This is a genomic window from Ruminococcus sp. AF31-8BH, from assembly GCF_003460605.1.
Lineage (GTDB): Bacteria > Bacillota > Clostridia > Lachnospirales > Lachnospiraceae > Blautia_A > Blautia_A acetigignens.
Window position 1 is genome coordinate 139,119 of the sequence record NZ_QTVN01000002.1, and the last position, 20,043, is coordinate 159,161.

Genomic DNA, 20,043 nt, shown 5'->3' on the forward strand with positions numbered 1-20,043 from the left:
TGGAATGCTTTTGCAAATTAACGCAATGAAGCGTTTGCCATAAAAAAGAAAGCAAGAGAATTTCCCGCTATCTGACCGGGAAGTTCTCTTGCTTTCTTTTAATTATGGGTTTTATTCAGCTTCCGATACGTCTCCCATTCCGTCTCCGGAATTCCGAGTGCAGTCATTGCCTGCTCCATTTTTATTGAGTTGATTATTCGGACTGTGGGATCTATACATACCGCGTAATGCCGATATACATGGGAAAGAAGAAAGCTGACAGGGTATTTAAGCGTCTGCGGAAGAAAAAGGCAGCGAGAGAACCCTGGGATGAATCAGATTTCGCACAGCTTTCCCTGACTCCGCTCATGGGCGGTAACAATGACAAGACTCGGACTGATGATTATGGATGATGGAATTGAGCTTGGGCGAGAGCAGTTGATGAAAGAGTTGGGGATAAAATAGAACCAAATAGCATTGGTGCCAGTCCACAGTACCTATTTCTCAAGCAAGAGAACAACTTGCTGTGTTTGATCAAGGTGTTCTCTTGCTTGCTCTTTTAGTTGTGGGTAAGTAAATATGTTCCAGAACTATCAAATGAGGCTGGTAGAGGGCAGAGTTCTCTGGCAGTTCTTTAGATACACCCGAAAATGCCGGAAAACTCCCTTCCTCCTACTGGTTGATTAGTCTTATATAAGAATCCAATTGCTTCTCTTCCAAATCGGCAATTAAATCTGTAAAAGGAACTAAATTCTCATTTACAGCATACTCTTCCAACGCACTATAATAATTCAGCCTGTTTTCTTTGGCAATCGATATAGGTAGAAAATCATTGGCCATCAGCTGGTAATTCATAAGCAGCCTTGATGTCCTGCCATTTCCGTCAATAAACGGATGAATTCGGACAAATTCTGTATGTGTCCAGGCGGCATATTCAATTGGATTTAACACTTTCTTTTTCCATTCAAGGTCTGCATAGAAATTTTTGATCTGAACATACATTGCATTTCCAGCTGGCGGAGTATGTCCAGCCCCACTGATTCTCACCTCCTGATTTCTGTAAATTCCACCTATCATAATATTCTCTGTTAATATAGCATGTATCTCTTTTACAATACTCTCATCCAGAGTTTTTCTATCATTTATACAGCTTCTTATATAGCGGTAGGCTTTCTTGTGATTTACCACCTCATAAATTTCTCTTAGAGCCTTGCCTCCCACGGAAATCCCGTCTTCAAGAACCACCTTTGTTTCCATTAAAGTAAGCGTGTTTCCTTCTATGGCCGTAGAATTATGGGTATATGTCAACTCAAAATCTTTCTCATAGGAAGACAGTGTTACAGAATCAATTTTGGCTTTCCCTCGATTGTATATGTTTTTCTTTTGTAGCAGTCGGTTTAATTCCATATTTCATGTCACCTCGCAATAAAAACGGATTATCTTTTTGCTTTAACAATATCATACCATATGTTTTATTAATAAGCAAAAATAAAAAAGACTTTTATATCTAAGTTAGCAACCACCAGTTCAACTGGTGGTTGCTAACTAGAAAAATGTCATTCTTTTATTAACAAAAATATCGAAATAATATTGACATATTAGAAAAGAAATGATACAATAAGTTTACACATCTGGGAAAGTTCTTAACAATTCTGTTGCTTAATCCCCACATGTCGAATAAAAATATGACGTGGAGCCGGATCAGAATTCTGGCTCAAATAAAGTGAGAGTACTTCCAAAGAGAGTGCGTTACTATCATGCAATCATCGATGATCGCAGTCTGAAATCGGGCGAAGAACCGAAGAATCTGAAAAACGTGATTGTAATTTTCATCTGCTCTTACGATCCCTTTGGGCGGGATCGGATCTGGTATACGGTTCAGAACCGATGTATAGAAGAACCGGATGTTCCATACGATGATGGAGCGAAAACGATTTTTCTATACACTAGAGGAACAAAAGGTCAGGTGTCAGTAAAGTATATGAAACAGTTTGAGAGAGATAATATGATGCGAGCTGAGGGAAGAGAAGAGGAGCGAAAAAATACGGAGAGAGAACATGCCCGGGCTGAAAGGGAGTGTGCTCGTGCAAATGCATTGGAGGCAGAACTTAAGCGGTTGAAGAGTAAAATGCTGTAGAGGTTAAGAAAATTCTATAAAGATATGCTGTGAAAGAATATACGTAGATGCCGAAATGTGGTTATCTGCGTATATTTTTTAAAATGAAGGTACCAGACCTCGGTAAATATTTCTTGCCCAGTACGTGTCAAAAGTAAGAACATACAAGAAAACGCTGAGTTTAAACGAAACGGTAGAAAAAGCAGTGGAAGAATTGCGCGCTGACAATGCAGAAAAGGAACTTTTGGTTCTGAGAGAAAAGCTTACTTTGCTGCAAAACAAGTAGAAAATTATAACATTGGATTGTGATTAGGACAGTCATTGCCTGCTCCATTTTTATTGAGTTGATTATTCGGACTGTGGGGTCTATACATACCGCGTAATGCCGATATACATGGGAAAGAAGAAAGCTGACAGGGTATTTAAGCGTCTGCGGAAGAAAAAGGCAGCGGGCGAACCCGCCCGGGGCTTTCTTTTGTTACGCTATTTTCTTTTTCCAATTTATTGAAAATACTCCCCGGAACTGCTATAATAAAATCTGTGTATTCACGAAAAAATAGAATAAGGTCGAAATATGAATTACGATAACAATTTAAACCCGAATGATACAATTTCATCCCTGGATAAGGGGATGGCGTCAGGGGGCGGTGTTGGGAAGCAGGAGAATCCCAGGCAGCTGCGGAGGCGGTTTACAGCTGCGATGGTGGCTCTGCTCCTTACTTTTCTGGCGGTGGCATCGGCGACTTATGCGTGGTATATCTATAATACCAGCCGCCACACTACCAATGTGCGTATGGCAGCAGGAGCCGGTGTGAATCTGCAGATCAGCAATTCCTACAGCGGCACTTACGGTTCTGCGGCAGTTCTGGACAGCTTTGCGGGACAGCTGGTTCCGGTATCTACCAACCGGATCAGCGGCGGCTTCCAGAAAGTGCTTGGATTTACAGAAGGCAGCAGCCAGTCCGGACTTGTGGCAAGCATTTTCGGTTCCGGAGAGCAGAACGATTACTATCACACCAGCCTGTTTCTTCGCACCAACGGCACCTCCACGGATATCTATCTTTCCGATATCGGCTTCGAGGACAGTGACGAGAACAATCCTATTTCGTCAGCCATCCGCGTAGGCCTGGTGGTCCATCAGGCAGGACAGAACCAGTCTGTGGACGGGGAATATATTTTTGCAATCAGTGATAAGAAGAATCCTCAGGCAGATTATAACACTGCCACTGGCCGTGAAGGCTATGTGCTGGACAGTTCCAGGACAGACGGCAGCACAGTGGCGTTTTCGCCGTATACGACGGATGCCTACTGTGAGTATAACAAGAACACTGGAACGGTAACATTGAAAGATAGTTCCCTGAAGCTGTGTACCATCACCGGAGCAGGAGATGGGGCGGTGGGAACACCGGTAGAGATTGAGATCTACATCTGGCTGGAAGGCTGCGATGAGGACTGCACCGCGAATTTATGCAGCCAGACACTGCGCAACCTGGCAGTTTCCTTTGCAGGAGTTAATAATGAGTGAGTTCCATGAAATCCCTCAGGGAGGTGACGCCCGTGAGCAATGACCATGACGTCAAAAATTTAAAAAAATCCTTTCATCTGTCCGTTTTGTGGATCCTGCTGCTTCTGGTAGTTTTCACAGGGTCTACCTATGCATGGTTTACCCTTTCAGGGCTTTCCTCCACCAATGTAACGCCTATGGCAGGAACCATCGGAACTGGAGATACCGTTCTTTTGATTTCCAACAGCTCCAATGGCCCCTTTGACAAAAGCTGTGAACTGGTTCTGGATGGAAATCCAACTTCTTTGAAGCCCATTTCTACAGCCAATCTGCAGAATTTTTACAAAGGCACCACCCAGACCAAGGAGGGAATTACGGTGCTTTATGCAAGTGCAGACTCCGAGGTAAATCAGTATGCCATTCACGGCACCGTATATCTGCAGTGCCAGAACGCTGCATGCGACGTATATTTTGAACCCAAGAATCTGAACCTTGGAAGCGATGCGCAGGCCCTTGCCGCGATGCGCCTTGGCCTGAAAATCACCTCTTCCACAGGAACTCAGAATCTGATTTTCAAACTGGATGCTCTTGGAAGCACAGGCAGTGCACAGTCCAGGACCACCATATCCAGAAGCTCCGCGGTTGTTTCCTCTGCGACTTCAGCAGGAGAGCCCACTTACGTGGATGATCCCTCCCTGAACATTTCCGATTATATGGCGCAGGCGGGAACCAATGAGAATGAATATAATGCAGGAAGCCAGTCTTTACTGACCCTGGAAAAGGATGAGGTGGCTTCCGTTGAATATTGGCTGTATCTGGAAGGCTGCGATGAGCAGTGCTACGACCCGGTACAGAATAAAGATTCACAGATCCAGCTTGCCTTTGCAGGCGTGGACGTGAGTGCAAACCAGTAGGATTATCGCCTGCTGAAAAGCAGCGGAAAGGAGAAGCATAATGAAAAACGTCTTCAGGTCCTGGTTCCTGGGCATTACTACCATATTTGCCCTTCTGGCCTTTGGGGCAGCCACCTATGCATGGTTTACATCCAACCGGGCGGTTTCCACAAGCACGGCCACAGCAAGGACAGGAGAGGAGACACTGGAGCTTCAGCTAAGCAGCCAGGGAGGAAGCAGCTTCCAAAGCGTGGAGACCGCTGCCATCACCCAGGTGAACCAGACTACAGCCACCCAGCTGATGCCGGTTTCCACCGTGAATCTCTCTGATTTTGTTTATTCCCCTGCCACAGTAGATGGAATGGCATCCGCCTTTTTGCAGGTGGAAAATGAGCAGTACTATTATCATGGAAGGCTTTATATCAGGGCACAGGGCACAGGCTGGTCCGATGGAACCACTGTGAATCTTTATCTGGATCAGAGCGACGGGCTTCTTGGAGAGGCATCCAGCGGAGCGCTTCTTACCGCCTCCAGGCTGGGCCTTGTGTTTGACGGGGCCACTTCTTCCGCCGTGATCCTTCGGCTTACAGAGGATGAGAGCTCCCAGAGCCAGCAGGTTTACAACACGGTAATAAACGGCCAGACTCTTGGAAGCAACCAGGTGCTTCAGTACCAGAACGGCACTGTAAGCGCTGCCACGGATCCAAGCCAGCCGATCGCGGACTACACCGTTTCCTTTACAAGCGACAGCATCAGCCTTCCGTCCCGACCGCTTCTTACCATGAATCTGAACCAGATCTACACGCTGGATATTTATTTTTACCTGGAGGGCTGTGACCCGGACTGCTCCGACGGAATCAGCCAGGATATGGCGGACATCCACCTTGCATTTTTCGGGGCACTGAACCAGGGGGAGGTGTAACGGATGAAAAAGAATAAAGTAATCCGAAGCCGTTTCTACACCTCAGTGCTTCTGGTGCTGATGGCTCTGGTTGCGGTGACGGCGGCAACTGTGGCATGGTTTTCCATTGCAGACAACACCAGGGTTCGTTCCATGAGCCTGGACATTGTGTCGGATGTGGATCTGCGAATGGACCTGGATGCCCACAGAACCATTGGCCAGTATGTGAAAACCCTGTCCTTTGAGTCCATTGCGGCAAGGATCCTTCAGGAAAAAGGCTTTTCCATGGAGACAACGCCTATGAAGCCTGTAACCACCTCGGACTGCAGCACGTTTACCTTTGAGAACGGCAGTGCAGCAGATGCCGCAAGCGGCGTTTATCTGGAATTTACCCTGCACTTTATGGCAGAAAAGGACATGATCGTCCATCTCACAAGTGCCAACAGCAGCAGTAGCGCAGAGGATGGAACCCTGATTTCTTCGGGAAACAGCCAGCTTCCCCAGGCTATGCGCATCTCCTTTACCGCGGATGGCCAGAACTGGGTGTATGATCCCGGCATGGGAGATTCCCTTCAGAACAGCGGCACGCTTCGCACCTTTGGCATTGGAAGTGCCTCTGCCATGCGCATTTCCGATAATAACGCCATGTTTTCCCTGAAAGAGGGGCAGGACAAGGCGGTTGTGGTACATATCTGGATGGAAGGCACAGACGAGGCCTGCACAGACGAACTGCAGTCTGCGGATTATTCCATCAGAATGCGTTTTACAGGTACCGATGAAAATGGAAATACGTTCTCCGGGCAATAGTTGGTATTGACCTTGAGAGGACTTCGTAATAAAATAAAAACATACATTTTTCGTTAAGAGGGAGAAAACAAATGAAAGTATTAAAACGTATCGGAACCATCGTAATCAGTGTGCTTCTGTGGGTGGTGATCCTGGTAGCTGCTCTTTATGCATTCACTACCATGGCATCCAGGGACAACCAGAATGTGGCCAATCTTTTCGGCTATACACCGCTTACCGTACAGTCTGATTCTATGGCTCCTACCTTCAGCGCAGGGGATCTGATCTTTATCCATACATGTGATCCTTCCACTTTGAAGGAAGGGGATATTATCTGTTTCCACACAATTATTGATAATGAATATGCACTGAATACCCACCGTATCCAGAGTATTGAGACAGTGGGAGATGCCAGAAGCTACACCACCATCGGTGATAACAACAACGGCATCGCCGATCTTCATGTAATTTCAGACGGAGATATTGTTGGTAAATATGTGGGACACGTAACCGGACTTGGCAAGGTAATGGATTTCCTTTCCAGCAGCATGGGATTCCTGGTTGTGATCGTGCTTCCTATGCTTTTATTCTTCGTATACCAGATCTATCATCTGATCATGATCAGCATCAGCCTGAAGCGTGCAATGGCGGTTGAAGCTGCCAAGGAAGAGGAAGCGATCCGCATGGCAGCAAGAGAAGCTGACCAGAAGGATCAGGAGCAGGCACAGAAGGCTAAGAGCGAGGCGGAGGCAGCCCTTGAGGAGGCCAGACGTATGCGTGAGGAAGCTGAGGCGCTTCGTGCGAAGGCACAGGAGGAGCTTGAGAAGGCGAAGAAGAATGACCCGGATGGGAGGGTATAAAGACTGTGAGTGAATTCCTGAAATTTGCCTATGAGCTTTTGTCTCAGGTTGTTTATAACATTGTGACCTGGCTGGTGGCTTTTCTGAAGCTGTTTATTACAGGCTGGGCAGAGTATTTCCTGATTTTCCGTACATATTTTCCTACACTGGAAGTGTTTGCCAAGATCCTGTCAGTGATCCTGATGATCATTTTGTTTGCCATTCCGGTGCTGCTGGTGATCATTCTGGTGCGCCATATGATCCTGCGTCATCAGCTGAAGGCAGACAAGACAGACAATGCAGCATTATATAAAGAAATCGGACGTCTGAACAAGCAGGTCCTTTCTCTGATGGAAGAGAAGAACAGCATTCTGGCGCTGAAGGTCAATGCCATGGGCGGCACCAAGCGGATTCCTTACGTTGGGGCGTCTGCCCTGACCGATGATGTGCTTCCCACTGTTGGCGAGGTTACAAGCGGCAAGGGACTGGCTGAAGCAGCTGCTACTGCAGCAGGTGCGGGAGCTGTGGCTGCCGGTGCTGTGATTACTGCCGCAGAAGGCGGAGTGGCTGGTGCTGCGGGCGTGCCGTCAGCAGCTGCAATGGCGTCTGCCCCGGTTGTAAACGCCGTTATTTCTGAAGCGAAGAAGAATATCGGCCATCGTTTCCCCAAGCTTACCCTTGTGGACGAGAAGTATGCCAACTATCAGATTCCCGAGTACAACAACGATATCACACTGGAAGAGTTTGCAGAGGGCTACCGCCTTTTTGCAGCAAGCCAGCTGAAGCTTTACTATACACCTGAGATCGTCCGCAGATTTGTTGCCGGTATGGCAGCAAGTAAGCTTCTGATCCTGGAAGGTATTTCCGGTACTGGTAAAACTAGTCTTCCTTATTCCTTCAGCCGTTATCTTTACAATCCGGCGACCATTGTTTCCGTGCAGCCTTCTTACCGTGACAGAAGTGAGCTGTTAGGATATTTCAATGAGTTTTCCAAGCGCTTCAATGAGACTGAGTTCTTGAGAGCGCTGTATGAAGCGAACTACCGTGAAGAGCCGACCCTGATCGTGCTGGATGAGATGAACCTTGCCCGTATTGAGTACTATTTTGCAGAAATGCTTTCCGTACTTGAGATGCCGAGCAAGGATGAGTGGGTTCTGGATCTGGTTCCTACTGCATGGGAGGGTGATCCTGTGAAAATGGATGGCGGTAAGATCCATGTTTCCGATGCCACCTGGTTTGTGGGTACTGCGAACAACGATGATTCTACCTTTACCATTACCGATAAGGTTTACGACCGTGCTATGCCAATCGAGCTCAATGAAAGAGCCGATGCCTTTGAGTGCGACCCGCAGCCGGCCTGCTATGTGACCACCGAGCATCTGGAATATCTGTTCCAGAAAGCCAAGGTGGAGCACCCGATCAGCGACGATCTTATGGATAAGATGCAGAAGCTTGACAGCTATCTGGTTACCAGATTCAAGCTTTCCTTTGGTAACCGTATTATGAAGCAGATGTATGATTTCATTCCGGTTTATGTAGCCTGCGGCGGTACAGAGCTTGACGCCATGGATTACATTGTGGCACGTAAGGTTCTGAAGAAATTCGAAAGTATGAACGTCAGCTTTGTAAGAGATGAGATCACAGGCCTGATCAATTACATCGAGAAGACCTTCGGAAAAGCAGGCATGGAGGACAGCAAGTCTTACCTGAGAAGAATCCAGAATCTGTATTAAAGAGTAACGGTTCAGCAGCCGCTGTTTTGCGAAGGTGCTGAACCGTTGCATTAAGAAGTAGTTAAGGAGAACGAAGATGGCAAATACGATAGGCGACTTATATGCCAAATATACCACCCAGGTCGGGGAGACGCTGGAGGATGACAGGTATTTCCAATATCTGTTCGAGATGGTTCAGGCAGGAGACAATACCCTGCAGCAGAAGAACCGGATTTTGCATAAGGTTGTAGATGAGCAGTGGCTGACTGTTGTGGAGGAAGGTATTGAGTCCATTTTCAATATCGTAGATAAGCCCAGAAGGTTTATTGCCACATCTGAGGAGGTTGTGCCCGTTGCCCTTGCCAAGAAAATTACGGCAGACAGCGTGCGCCACTTAAGTCAGAATACCCAGTTTATTGCGTCCAATGAGAACGGGGAGATTCAGCCAACCCGTATTCTTAATGTGACCACAGAGGAGAGCTATGATCTGTATGAGAACCGTTTTGTTTATCATCTGATCCAGAGGCTTTTCTCATTCGTTGATAAACGTACGGATGTCATCTTCTGGTCTACAGGGGATGAGACCTGCAATACCATGAGCATGGAGAGCAAGATTGACGATGCTTATGAGGAAATTTCCTATAAAATAGAGATGACCATCAAGAACCGTCAGAGCTTTGTGGAAAATGACAGCGACAATATGGACGTCTTCAAAAGAATTGACCGTGTGCGAAGAATGGCCAGAACCTTAAGGAGCAGCTCTTTCTGTGACATTATGAACGGCTGTGCCAAGGTGCGAAGCCCCATCCAGCGTACCAACCTGATGATGAAGGATCCGGATTACCGTACCTGCTACAAGCTTTGGCAGTTTATTGAAAGCTATGATGAGGTGGGATACACCATCGAGGAGCGGGATTCCGCTCTGGAATTCGATGAAGAGTACCTGCTGCAGATGTACACCAACCTGATCACCAACTATACCGTATTTAAGAGTCTTCTGGAATCTGATCCTCGGAAAATGTCCGAGATCGCCAGCAAGCATCCTGCTCCCGTGAAGCCCAAATTCATCAAGGAAATCAAGGAAGAGATTGTAGAGGATTACAATATTCCGGATGTGGAAGTGCGCAAGGTGATCATTGAGGAAGTGACTCAGGCGCAGCTAGACGCGGAGGCGAAGCTGGAGGAAGAGACTGCCCGCTGCAAGGAAATCGAGGAGCAGAAATCCCAGCTGGAGGATTCCCTCAATGATCTTCAGTGGCAGATGCAGTCTTTGATGGACCAGATGGAAGCCTTAGAAGAGCAGAAGTCCCAGCTGGAAGCACAGCGGACTACTCTTGAGATCCAGTTAGAAGACAGCGAGGAGACCTTAAAGGCAGCCCAGAGTGCCCATGAGGAGACTTGCAAGGCTTTGAAGGAAGCAGAAGAGAACGGCCGCAAGGCGGAGGAAGCCCGCTGGCAGGCAGAGGAGACAAGCCGCCAGAGTGAGGAAGCCCGCATCAAGGCTGAAGAAGAGAAAGCTGCTGCCCAGAAGGCCAGCCAGGAAGCACAGCAGACCATGGAATCTGCCAGAGAGCAGATGGCACAGGCCAAAGAACGCGCCGACCAGCTGGAAGAGAGTACCCGTCTTGCAAAGGCAGAAGCTGACCGCATGATCGCAGCTGCCAGAAATAAGGCACGTACCGATGTTTCCGATGCCCAGAAGAAGGCAGATCAGGCGGTGAAGGAAGCGCAGTTAGAAGCGAAGAAGAAAGTGGAAGCTGCACAGAAGAAAGCCAAGAAGGATGTGGACCGTGTGAAGAAGCAGTCCGCAGAATCCCTGGAGCAGGTGAAGCAGCAGCTTGAAGAGGCGAAGAAGGAGAGGGAAAAAGCAATTGCCAAAGCCCAGGCCAATACTTTGTCCCACTATATCGTGAACGCCCTCCAGGATCGCCGCGACCGTAAGAACAAAGAGGATGACAATTAATCCATGTTGAAAAAAATAATATACGGCATTGTTAATTTTATATCAGTAGTGATCATAGCAGCAGCCATTGTGGTGCTGATCATGGTCTTGCTGACCAAGCCTGGAAAACCGCCCAGTATAGGCGGTTTTACTCTGCTTCGGATCACTACCGGAAGCATGGTGCCTACCTATGATGTGGATACCATGATCCTGGTGCAGGAGACCGATCCTTCCCAGATCAGGGAGGGAGATGTGATTTCTTTTTATTCTTCTGATCCTATGCTGGACGGGGCGGTGAATACTCACCGTGTGGTAAGGATCGAGAAAGATGGCGGTCAGTATGTTTATACCACCAAGGGAGACGGGAATAATGTGGAAGACCCCTATGATGTGAAATCAGAATACCTTGTGGGAAAAGTGATCTGGTCATCTGTGATCCTGGGAAAAATTTCCAGACTGGTTTCCAATCCGCTGATTTTTATCCCGGTGATCCTGGTACCGTTGGCTGTGATTTTGCTGAGCAATTTTTTCCAGACAATTTCCCTTGCCCGCAAGATTGCGAAGGAAGAGGAAGAGGCAGCCATCCGGGAAGCGGTAGAGCAGTTTCGTAAGAAGAAAGAATTGGAGAAGCAGGATAGTATAAAAGAATCTGACGCGGAAAGTCAGAAGCCAGAAGAGACAGAATAAAGTGTGGCGAAAAAGCATTTCTGCAAATGGTGACCCATATTTGGCAGAATATTTTTTGAAGCACATTCAGAAATAAGGAGGAGCAGCATTTGAAATCCGCGAATATAGAGATTGACTCATTAGACATTTTACAGGAGCTTTTCGGTATCAATGACAAGCTGATCAAGGTGATCGAGAAGCGTCTTGGGGTATCTATTACCCAGAGAAATTCCAGTATTACCGTAAGCGGCACCAATGACGGACGGATCCGCAGTGCCGTGAATATTATTGAAGCCATGCAGGAAGCCTTAAGCAAACAGCAGCAGCTTTCTGTGGATATGATCCATCGTTTTCTGGATGAGACGGACGAGGGGGATGACCAGGACGAGGATATTGCAGACAGTACCCGTAAGGTACTGGGGGATGCGGTAACTCTGAATTACAAGAACATTCCCATTCGCACCAAGACCATCGGCCAGAAGAACTACATTAACGCATTGAAAAACAATACGGTTACCATCTGCATCGGACCGGCTGGTACAGGTAAAACCTATCTGGCAGTTGCCTATGCGGCGGAGATGTTCCGAAATGATGAGATTGAGAGAATCATTCTCAGCCGTCCTGCTATTGAAGCGGGAGAGAAGCTTGGCTTTCTTCCGGGAGACCTGCAGGAGAAGGTAGACCCTTATCTGAAGCCGCTGTATGATGCTTTGAATGATGTGTTTGGCCCGGATCAGGCGGCCAAGCTGCGGGAGAGGGGAATCATTGAGGTGGCACCTCTTGCCTACATGCGAGGACGTACTTTGAATAACAGTATGATCATCATCGACGAGAGCCAGAATGCTACGCTTCCTATTTTGAAAATGGCGCTGACCCGTATCGGTGTGGGCTCCAAAATGATTCTTACCGGAGATGTGACCCAGATCGACCTTTCCAAGGAGACCGACTCCGGTCTGCAGAAATGTGCGTCTATTTTGAAAAATGTGGATGACATTGCCACGATTTCTCTGACCAACCGTGACGTTGTCCGCTGTAAGATTGTGAAGGATATTGTTAAGGCATTTGAGAAGGAAGAGGCGAAGGCTGCGGAGAAGACGCAGAAGCGGGCAGTTCGAAGGAGTGGAAGATCTTAAGTGTGCCCCCAGTTTGCTGCCAGGCTGACGGCGAAGGTTTTTGGCTGATGATGGAACTCTGAAAAGGGAAAGTTGTCATTACAGATACGAATTGGAATATTATAAAATAAGTACAACTATTCAGTTCGCTTAGTTTGGAGTATCCCTTTGGATCACTGAAAGGTTGTACATTACACCAGGAGGGAAAGCTTTGGTTACAATAGAATATGAATGTGAGACAGATTTTGACCTGGGCCTGGATTGCCCCGCTCTTGCGAAAATCGTTGCCGAGAAGGTGCTGGACATGGAGAAATGTCCATGGGATGCACAGGTGAATCTGGTTCTTACGGACAATGAAGAGATCAAGCGTGTAAATACAGAGTTCAGGGGAATAGAGAGAGCCACAGATGTGCTTTCTTTCCCAATGCTGCCTTTTGAGACTCCGGCAGATTATTCTGTGGCAGAGGACGATGAGTCCTGTTTTGACCTGGACAGCGGAGAGCTTCTTCTGGGGGATATTATGATTTCCGCAGAGCGGGCAGCTGCACAGGCAGAAGAGTACGGACACAGTGTGAAGCGTGAGTTCTGCTTCCTGGTTGCCCACAGTATGCTGCATCTTCTGGGATATGACCATATGACTCCCGAGGAAGCTGCGGATATGGAGGCAAGACAGGCGAAGGCACTGGATGAGCTTGGAATTACCCGCTGATAGCTAGAGCGTGTTTGAAAAAGGCTTTCTGCAAGATGTGCGTCACAATTTGTGGGAGATTTTGTCCGGATGAGGGCGCCGTAGCGGGCTACGGCAACTGAATTCGGGCAAAATATACCGCAAAGTGGGGCGTGCAGATTGCAGGAATGATTTTTCAAACAGGCTCTAATACGGTAAAAATTAAGACAAGTCAATATAGCAGCTGTTTAATATTCGCCGTATTAGGATGAAGATTTGTTGACAGCGTAAGGAGGAAAAGACATGAAGAAGAAAATGCTGAAATTTCTTGCAGGCGTGCTGATTTCCTGCACATTGGCTGGTTCAGCCGTAAGCGTACAGGCAGAAGACAATCTGGAAATGCAGGTGACAAGCTATCTGACCGGAGAGGATGTGTCTGAGAGCGTTGGAAGAAGACGCCCCATTGCAGTCATGCTGGGCAATGATACCAACGGTGCACCCCAGAGCGGTACCGGAAATGCCGGGGTTATTTATGAAGCACCTGTGGAGGGCGGCATTACCAGGCTTATGGCGGTCATCGAGGATTACGATAATCTGCAGAGAATCGGCTCTGTGCGAAGCTGCCGTGATTATTATATTTTCTACGCCAATGAATTTGATGCCATTTACGCACATTATGGACAGGCTGTGTATGCACTTCAGTATCTGGATCAGCATGTGATCGATAATCTGAACGGACTGACTCTTGGAAATGCCTATTACCGGACTACAGACCGTGTGGCACCTCACAATGCCTACACAGATGCAGCCCACCTTCAGGCAGGAATCCAGAGCCTTGGCTACAGCCAGCAGTATCCGGAGGGCTACACCGGACATTATCAGTTTGCGCCGGAGGGAACAGAGATTACTTTGGATGAAGGAGCACCGGCGACCCTTGTGAAGCTGGATAACTTCTGGGACAATCATCCCTGGTTTGAATACAATGCCGAGACCAAGGAATACAGCCGCTTCCAGTTTAATGCACCTCATGTGGACCAGCTGACAGGACAGCAGCTGACCTGTGACAACATTATTCTTCAGTATTCCGGCTATCAGGCTTATGATGCCAATGGCTATCTGAACATTGATACCCAGTCCGGCGGCAGCGGCAAATACATTACCAGAGGCAAGGCAATCGATATTACCTGGAGTAAGGATTCCCAGTGGGGTACTACCCATTACTATGATTCCAACGGCCAGGAGATCCAGCTGAACCGCGGCAAGACCTGGGTAGAGATCGTGCTCAATGATTCTGTAGGATCTGTGACTTTGCAGTGACAGAATTCATGGCTGCCAACCAGGATTTTTATAGTAATAGTAAATAAGAGAATGGGGGATTTCAGGGACAAGTGTGTGTTTATGCCGCGCCCTGAGATCCCTGTTTTGTTTATATGAGGTTAGAGCCTTTTTCAAACAGGCTCTAGAGCCTGCCCCCAGAAGCATTTATATTAATTTTTTTTTGGAAAATGTGAATTTTTTTTGAAATTATTCATCCATTATCCAAAATTATAGACGAATGAAGAAAAATGATGTAAGATAAGTAGCAAAAAGGTAACTGTGAAGGTGCTGAACAGTTGCCAAAAGGGTTATTATTTTTTTATTACATTAACGATTAACGGAGTTGACTAGAACAATGAATTACCGGGAAAGACTGAAAGAGAAAAAACGTGTGGTAATCAAGATCGGCAGTTCCTCCCTTACCCATCCGCAGACAGGCAGACTGAACCTGCGCAAGCTTGAGGTACTGGTAAGAGAGCTGGGAGATCTTCGCAACCAGGGCAAGGATGTGGTATTGGTATCCTCAGGAGCCATTGCAGTGGGCGCGGCAGCCCTTGGCTTTAAGGAGAAGCCTCAGGAGTCCCGCCAGAAGCAGGCGTGTGCAGCTGTGGGACAGGCCAGGCTGATGATGATCTACCAGAAGCTGTTCGGAGAGTACAACCAGATGGCAGGCCAGATCCTGATGACCAAGAACACCATGGTAAACAATGCCAACCGTAAGAATGCGGAGAATACCTTCAATGAGCTTTTGTCTATGGGTGTAATCCCCATTGTAAATGAGAATGACTCTATTTCCACCTACGAGCTGCAGTCCCTGGAGAAATTCGGAGACAACGATACCCTTTCCGCAGTGGTAGCAGCCCTGATCGGTGCAGATCTTCTGATTCTGATGTCCGATATAGACGGGCTTTTCACAGATGATCCCAATACCAATCCGGAGGCGGAGTTTATTGATACAGTTGAGCAGCTGGATGACAAGCTTTTGAACATGGGAAAAGGCTCCACCGGAAGCAAAGTTGGTACCGGCGGCATGGCCACCAAGCTGACCGCAGCCAGAATTGCCACAGCGGCAGGCTCGGATATGGTGATCGCCAACGGCGGTGACTTCCATAACATCCACCGTATTGTGGAGGGGGATAAATGCGGCACCCTTTTCGTAGGAAAGAAGCAGGAAGAGTTTTACCTGATAGATTATATAGAGAAATTGTTATAAGTGTATTACAGATTATAAATAGAAGAGGAGTATAATATGGACAGTAAAATGATTGATCGGATCAACACCCTTCATCACAAGGCACAGAGTGTTGGTCTTACAGAGGAAGAGAAAATTGAGCAGGCGAAGCTTCGCAAGGAGTATATTGCCACTATCAAGATGAACCTGCGCAACCAGCTTGACAATATTGACATCAAGGAAGCCGATGGTACCATTGTGAACCTTGGAGAAAAATATGGAAGAAAAAAGACTCATTAGAAAACAGATTTTTGCAGCCAGGAAGCAGTGCGCCGATGAGCAGGTGGAAGAATGGAGCCGCCAGCTGACCGAGCGCGTGATCCGGCTTCCGGAATTTTTGCAGGCAGACCGCGTTATGGCTTATGCAGATTACAATCATGAGGTCATGACAAGGTTTATTATTGAGGAAGCCTGGAAATCCGGCAAGGAAGTGGCAGTTCCCAAGGTGGTGGGAAAGGACATGGTCTTTTACCGCCTGACAGATTTCTCCCAGCTCGCTCCTGGATATTTCGGAATTCCGGAGCCTACAGAGGGAGAGACTGTGGACTGGACGGATGCCCTTATGATCATGCCGGGAGTGGCCTTTGACCGTGAGAACCACAGAGTGGGATACGGCGGAGGCTTTTACGACCGTTTTCTGGAGAAGCATCCGGATACTCAGCGGGTTGCAGTTGCCTTTGATTTCCAGATCCTGGATCAGGTTCCCACAGAGCCGACCGATATCTGCCCGCAGATCATTGTGACGCAAAGCAATATTTACAGGAATGCCTTACCGAAGGGAGGACTTATAAATGAATGAAATGCTGCAGACTCTGGGCGAAAATGCCCGGGAAGCGGAAGTGATTCTTCGCAATCTTGGCACTGCGAAGAAGAATCAAGTCTTAGAAGCAGTGGCAGACAGCCTTGTGGCACACGCTGATAAGCTGCTTGCGGCCAATGCCATAGATGTAGAGAACGGCAGACGCAACCATATGCCGGAAGGCCTTGTGGACCGTCTGATGCTGACGGAAGCGAGAATAGAGGGAATGGCAGAGGGTCTGCGCCAGGTAGCGGCTCTTGACGACCCTATTGGGGAAGTAACCGGCATGAAGAAACGTCCTAACGGACTGATGATCGGTCAGAAAAGAGTTCCCCTCGGTGTAATCGGAATCATTTATGAAGCCAGACCAAATGTGACCGCAGATGCTTTTGCCCTTTGCTTTAAGACCGGCAATGTTGTGATATTAAAAGGCGGAAGCGATGCCATCCATTCCAATACTGCCATTGTGGACTGTATCCGCAGTGCCCTGAAAGCCCAGGATCTTACAGAGAATGCCATCCAGCTGATCCAGGACACTTCCAGAGAGACCACCGCAGAGTTTATGAAAATGAACGAGTACGTGGATGTACTGATTCCAAGAGGCGGCCGGGGACTGATCAAGGCGGTTGTAAACGGCAGCACCATCCCGGTAATCGAGACCGGTACAGGCAACTGTCACATTTATGTGGATGAGAGCGCGGATCTTAACATGGCGGCAGACATTGTGATGAATGCCAAGACCCAGAGAGTGGGCGTGTGCAATGCCTGCGAGTCCCTTCTGGTTCATGAGAAAGTGAAGGATGCGTTCCTTCCGGTTCTGGCAGAGCGGCTTCGCACCAAGCATGTAGAAATGCGTGCGGATGAAGCAGCCAAAGCACTGATTCCGGATGCGGTTTCTGCTACGGAGGAGGACTGGGGAACCGAGTACCTGGATTATATTCTTTCTATTAAAGTGGTTGGTTCTGTGGAGGAAGCTATCCGCCATATTAACCGCTACAATACCGGACATTCAGAGGCAATCATCACCCGGGACTACAACAACGCTCAGAAATTCCTGGATGAGGTGGATGCGGCAGCAGTGTATGTAAATGCTTCCACCCGTTTTACTGATGGTTTTGAGTTCGGATTCGGAGCAGAGATCGGAATCAGCACCCAGAAGCTTCACGCCCGCGGCCCAATGGGACTTCTGGCCCTTACTTCTACGAAATATATCATTTATGGAAATGGACAGATTCGCCCATAAGTTTGATTTTTGAAATGAAATATGTTATACTGGACTTCGATGTTAATACTTAATACGGGGGACTCGTTTATAAGGAGGACTTTTTGAAATGAAAAAACAGCAGATTTTAGCGTTGATCATGGCTGGAACTCTTGCTGCCGGAATGGCTCCGGCAACTATGGCGTTCGCAGAGTCAGATGCCCAGACCGTGACAACAGACGATACAGCAGCTGCCGTGGAGTCAGATGAGGCTGCAGAGCCTGTTCAGGATACCGCTGCTCCGGCAGAAGAAGGGGATGCCGCAGCGGAGACACCGGCAGAAGCGCCAGCAGAGGATAACACTGCAGATAATGCCGCCACGCAGGAACCATCCCAGGATCAGACAGATACTCCTGCAGCAGATCAGAGCACCGACAGCAGCCAGGCAGACGGATTCGAAAGCGGAGATGCAGAGACTCAGGAAGCCGGAGAAGCTGGCATTGCCACACAGGCAGAGGAGAACAGCGATGCTTCTGAGGAGACTTCTACTGGCAAGATTTACTTCCAGGATGCAGAGGGCAATCAGACCGAGTGCAAGACTCTGGCAGATGCAATTTTGATGGCACCGGCCAACGCAGATAAGAATGCGGCTCCTTCCCAGATTCTTGTGACAGGTACCATTGAGATTTCCGATACCATCGTGATCTCTGACAGCCGGAATGTGTCCATCGCAGCAGCAGAGAACGGTACTGTGATCAAGCGTGCAGATGGATTCCTGGATGATATGTTTATGGTTCAGGGGGAGAACACCGCATTTCAGTTTGGCACAGGCAAGAATGGGGATACAGTTTTATCTTTGACCGTAGATGCCTCTTCCGCAGATGATGCAACAGGTTCTATTGTTTCTCTTGAGAAGGGATATTTCGGAATGTCTGACGGTGTTACCTTAACAGGCAACCGTACCAGCGCGCCTGGCTCTGCAATTTACAACCAGGGCGGAAGTATTGGTCTTGGCGGCGGTATCATCACGGACAACCAGTCGATGGATAAGGGCGGAGCAATTTACAGTGAAGGTGAAATCCGTGTATCTGGCAATGTGATCGTCAGCGAAAACTACGATGATGGAGTGAATTACGAGAACAGTATCGTTTTGAGCGGTGAGAATGCATATATTGCAGCTACGGGAGTTCTTTCAGATACTGCAAACCTGCAGGTGAGAAGAAGCGATGCAGATGTAGTGAAAGCATTTGTCACAATCGGCAAGGATGCAGATGGAAATGCTTACACCACTATGGAGAATGTACTGGAGCATGTACATTACCTGGACACTGATAAATATACAGTTAATACAACTACTGGACAGCTGGAAGAAGTGAAAACACCAACTGTTGAACGTATGAAACTGAAAGCAGAGTCCCTGGCCTGGAATACAGCGTATGATCATACTGTAGACCTGAGCTTCACTACCAATGATGCTGGTGTGGGCGGTAAATATTACGCAACCTGGGTGAAGAAATCAGAGGATACTCCAAGCTTTGAAGATGTGAAGAACAACAATGTGGCAGAAGGAGATATCGCAACGAAAGTTGAGGTACAGCTTACAGGTGTTGCATATGATACAGATATTAAGGTTGTAGTTTATGGCGTAGATTCCAAGGGCGTGGAGGCTGAGAAACCTCTTGTACTGACTCTGGATGCCAAGGCAACACCAACAGAGGAACCGGCTGAACCGACTCCGACCACACGTCCGGCCCTTACTCCTCCTGTAACAGACAGCAAGGTAACCGGTCTTGAGGAGCCGCTGGCATTCTATCCGAAGACTATGTACAACTTCAAGGTTGTTGGTGCAGGAACCGAGAATACCAATCCGGTTAAGGGAGATACCAAATGGGTACCTTATGGATGGAGTGTGAATAAGGATAATATCCGCAGCGGATATGAGAAGAGTTTCTCTATTGGAAACAAATACGGTATCAAGGATGCCAAGACCTTTACCATGTATATCTTCTTCCAGAAGTACATATACAACGGCACTGACTGGGTAGCTGTTTCCGGCGTACAGGAGGCTCTGGAGCAGAAATTCTACTCCAAGGCAATTGAGTTCACCGTAACACCGTCCGGCACGATTACTCCAACCGGTACAGATGGAAGCGGCAGTGGAGACGGCTATAATGGCGGCTCCGGAGACGGCAGTGATTCCACAGATCCTGAGAACTATAGCGGAGATGACAGTTCTACAGGCTCTTCTTCTGCAAGCAATGCAAGAACAGCCGACAATTCTCCGATTGCAACCATGATGATGCTTGCAAGTCTTTCTCTTGTAGCAGGCGGATATGTTCTGGTAAGAAAGAGAAAAAGAGAGAACTAAGTATGATAAG

19 protein-coding genes and 1 pseudogene are annotated in these 20,043 nt (G+C 47.9%); 19 read left to right on the forward strand and 1 reads right to left on the reverse strand.

Going from position 1 to position 20,043, the window contains the following annotated elements; translation table 11 throughout:
* Positions 1–239 precede the first annotated feature (239 nt).
* Positions 240–392: a hypothetical protein gene (locus tag DWZ38_RS22065; RefSeq protein WP_178105256.1), complete on the forward strand. Its 153-nt coding sequence runs from the start codon at positions 240–242 to the stop codon at positions 390–392.
* Positions 393–651: 259 nt separating this feature from the next.
* Here the strand turns inward: DWZ38_RS22065 and DWZ38_RS02980 are convergent, their stop codons facing one another.
* Positions 652–1,386, reverse strand: coding sequence for a Fic family protein (locus tag DWZ38_RS02980; RefSeq protein WP_117849865.1), 735 nt, complete (start codon positions 1,384–1,386; stop codon positions 652–654).
* 316 nt (positions 1,387–1,702) lie between these two features.
* On the opposite strand from DWZ38_RS02980, the gene DWZ38_RS02985 reads away from it, so the two are divergent.
* The 18 genes and pseudogenes from DWZ38_RS02985 to DWZ38_RS03065 all read left to right on the forward strand — a co-directional run bounded on the left by DWZ38_RS02985 (position 1,703) and on the right by DWZ38_RS03065 (position 20,033).
* Positions 1,703–2,116, forward strand: a complete 414-nt coding sequence (locus DWZ38_RS02985) for a hypothetical protein (protein ID WP_178105257.1) — start codon at positions 1,703–1,705, stop codon at positions 2,114–2,116.
* A 553-nt stretch (positions 2,117–2,669) separates the two neighbouring features.
* A complete protein-coding gene (locus DWZ38_RS02990) occupies positions 2,670–3,620 on the forward strand; it encodes a hypothetical protein (RefSeq protein ID WP_117849869.1) in 951 nt (316 codons plus the stop codon).
* A 32-nt stretch (positions 3,621–3,652) separates the two neighbouring features.
* Positions 3,653–4,513: a hypothetical protein gene (locus DWZ38_RS02995; RefSeq protein ID WP_117849872.1), complete on the forward strand. Its 861-nt coding sequence runs from the start codon at positions 3,653–3,655 to the stop codon at positions 4,511–4,513.
* A gap of 40 nt (positions 4,514–4,553) precedes the next feature.
* A complete protein-coding gene (locus DWZ38_RS03000; protein WP_117849875.1) occupies positions 4,554–5,414 on the forward strand; it encodes a hypothetical protein in 861 nt (286 codons plus the stop codon).
* Positions 5,415–5,417: 3 nt separating this feature from the next.
* The gene (locus DWZ38_RS03005) at positions 5,418–6,200 is read left to right on the forward strand and encodes a hypothetical protein (protein WP_117849877.1); all 783 of its coding nucleotides are present in this window, start codon (positions 5,418–5,420) and stop codon (positions 6,198–6,200) included.
* A 71-nt stretch (positions 6,201–6,271) separates the two neighbouring features.
* Positions 6,272–7,039 carry a signal peptidase I gene (locus DWZ38_RS03010; RefSeq protein WP_021927001.1) on the forward strand — a complete coding sequence of 256 codons (768 nt, stop codon included), beginning with the start codon at positions 6,272–6,274 and terminating at the stop codon, positions 7,037–7,039.
* A 5-nt stretch (positions 7,040–7,044) separates the two neighbouring features.
* Complete coding sequence (locus tag DWZ38_RS03015) at positions 7,045–8,751, forward strand: hypothetical protein (protein WP_117849880.1); 1,707 nt, start codon at positions 7,045–7,047, stop codon at positions 8,749–8,751.
* Positions 8,752–8,827: 76 nt separating this feature from the next.
* On the forward strand, positions 8,828–10,693 hold the full coding sequence (locus DWZ38_RS03020) for a DUF2357 domain-containing protein (RefSeq protein WP_021926999.1): 1,866 nt from the start codon (positions 8,828–8,830) through the stop codon (positions 10,691–10,693).
* A gap of 3 nt (positions 10,694–10,696) precedes the next feature.
* Positions 10,697–11,359: a signal peptidase I gene (locus DWZ38_RS03025; RefSeq protein ID WP_021926998.1), complete on the forward strand. Its 663-nt coding sequence runs from the start codon at positions 10,697–10,699 to the stop codon at positions 11,357–11,359.
* An 89-nt stretch (positions 11,360–11,448) separates the two neighbouring features.
* Entirely contained in the window at positions 11,449–12,471 is a 1,023-nt protein-coding gene (locus tag DWZ38_RS03030; RefSeq protein WP_117849882.1) for a PhoH family protein, read from the forward strand.
* Between the two features lie 190 nt (positions 12,472–12,661).
* Complete coding sequence (gene ybeY, locus DWZ38_RS03035) at positions 12,662–13,159, forward strand: rRNA maturation RNase YbeY (protein ID WP_021926996.1); 498 nt, start codon at positions 12,662–12,664, stop codon at positions 13,157–13,159.
* 35 nt (positions 13,160–13,194) lie between these two features.
* A pseudogene (locus tag DWZ38_RS23265) lies at positions 13,195–13,389 on the forward strand (DUF6783 domain-containing protein).
* A 31-nt stretch (positions 13,390–13,420) separates the two neighbouring features.
* A complete protein-coding gene (locus tag DWZ38_RS03040) occupies positions 13,421–14,434 on the forward strand; it encodes a DUF3048 domain-containing protein (RefSeq protein WP_117849886.1) in 1,014 nt (337 codons plus the stop codon).
* Between the two features lie 355 nt (positions 14,435–14,789).
* Positions 14,790–15,647, forward strand: coding sequence for a glutamate 5-kinase (gene proB / locus DWZ38_RS03045; RefSeq protein ID WP_117849888.1), 858 nt, complete (start codon positions 14,790–14,792; stop codon positions 15,645–15,647).
* Positions 15,648–15,683: 36 nt separating this feature from the next.
* Positions 15,684–15,905, forward strand: a complete 222-nt coding sequence (locus DWZ38_RS03050) for a DUF896 domain-containing protein (protein WP_021926993.1) — start codon at positions 15,684–15,686, stop codon at positions 15,903–15,905.
* Positions 15,883–16,464 (forward strand): 5-formyltetrahydrofolate cyclo-ligase, encoded by a 582-nt coding sequence (locus DWZ38_RS03055; RefSeq protein WP_117849891.1) that lies wholly within the window; start codon positions 15,883–15,885, stop codon positions 16,462–16,464. The genes DWZ38_RS03050 and DWZ38_RS03055 overlap by 23 nt, the downstream gene beginning before the upstream one ends.
* Positions 16,457–17,707: a glutamate-5-semialdehyde dehydrogenase gene (locus DWZ38_RS03060; protein WP_021926991.1), complete on the forward strand. Its 1,251-nt coding sequence runs from the start codon at positions 16,457–16,459 to the stop codon at positions 17,705–17,707. The genes DWZ38_RS03055 and DWZ38_RS03060 overlap by 8 nt, the downstream gene beginning before the upstream one ends.
* Before the next feature lie 88 nt (positions 17,708–17,795).
* A complete protein-coding gene (locus tag DWZ38_RS03065; protein WP_117849893.1) occupies positions 17,796–20,033 on the forward strand; it encodes a hypothetical protein in 2,238 nt (745 codons plus the stop codon).
* Positions 20,034–20,043: the final 10 nt, after the last annotated feature.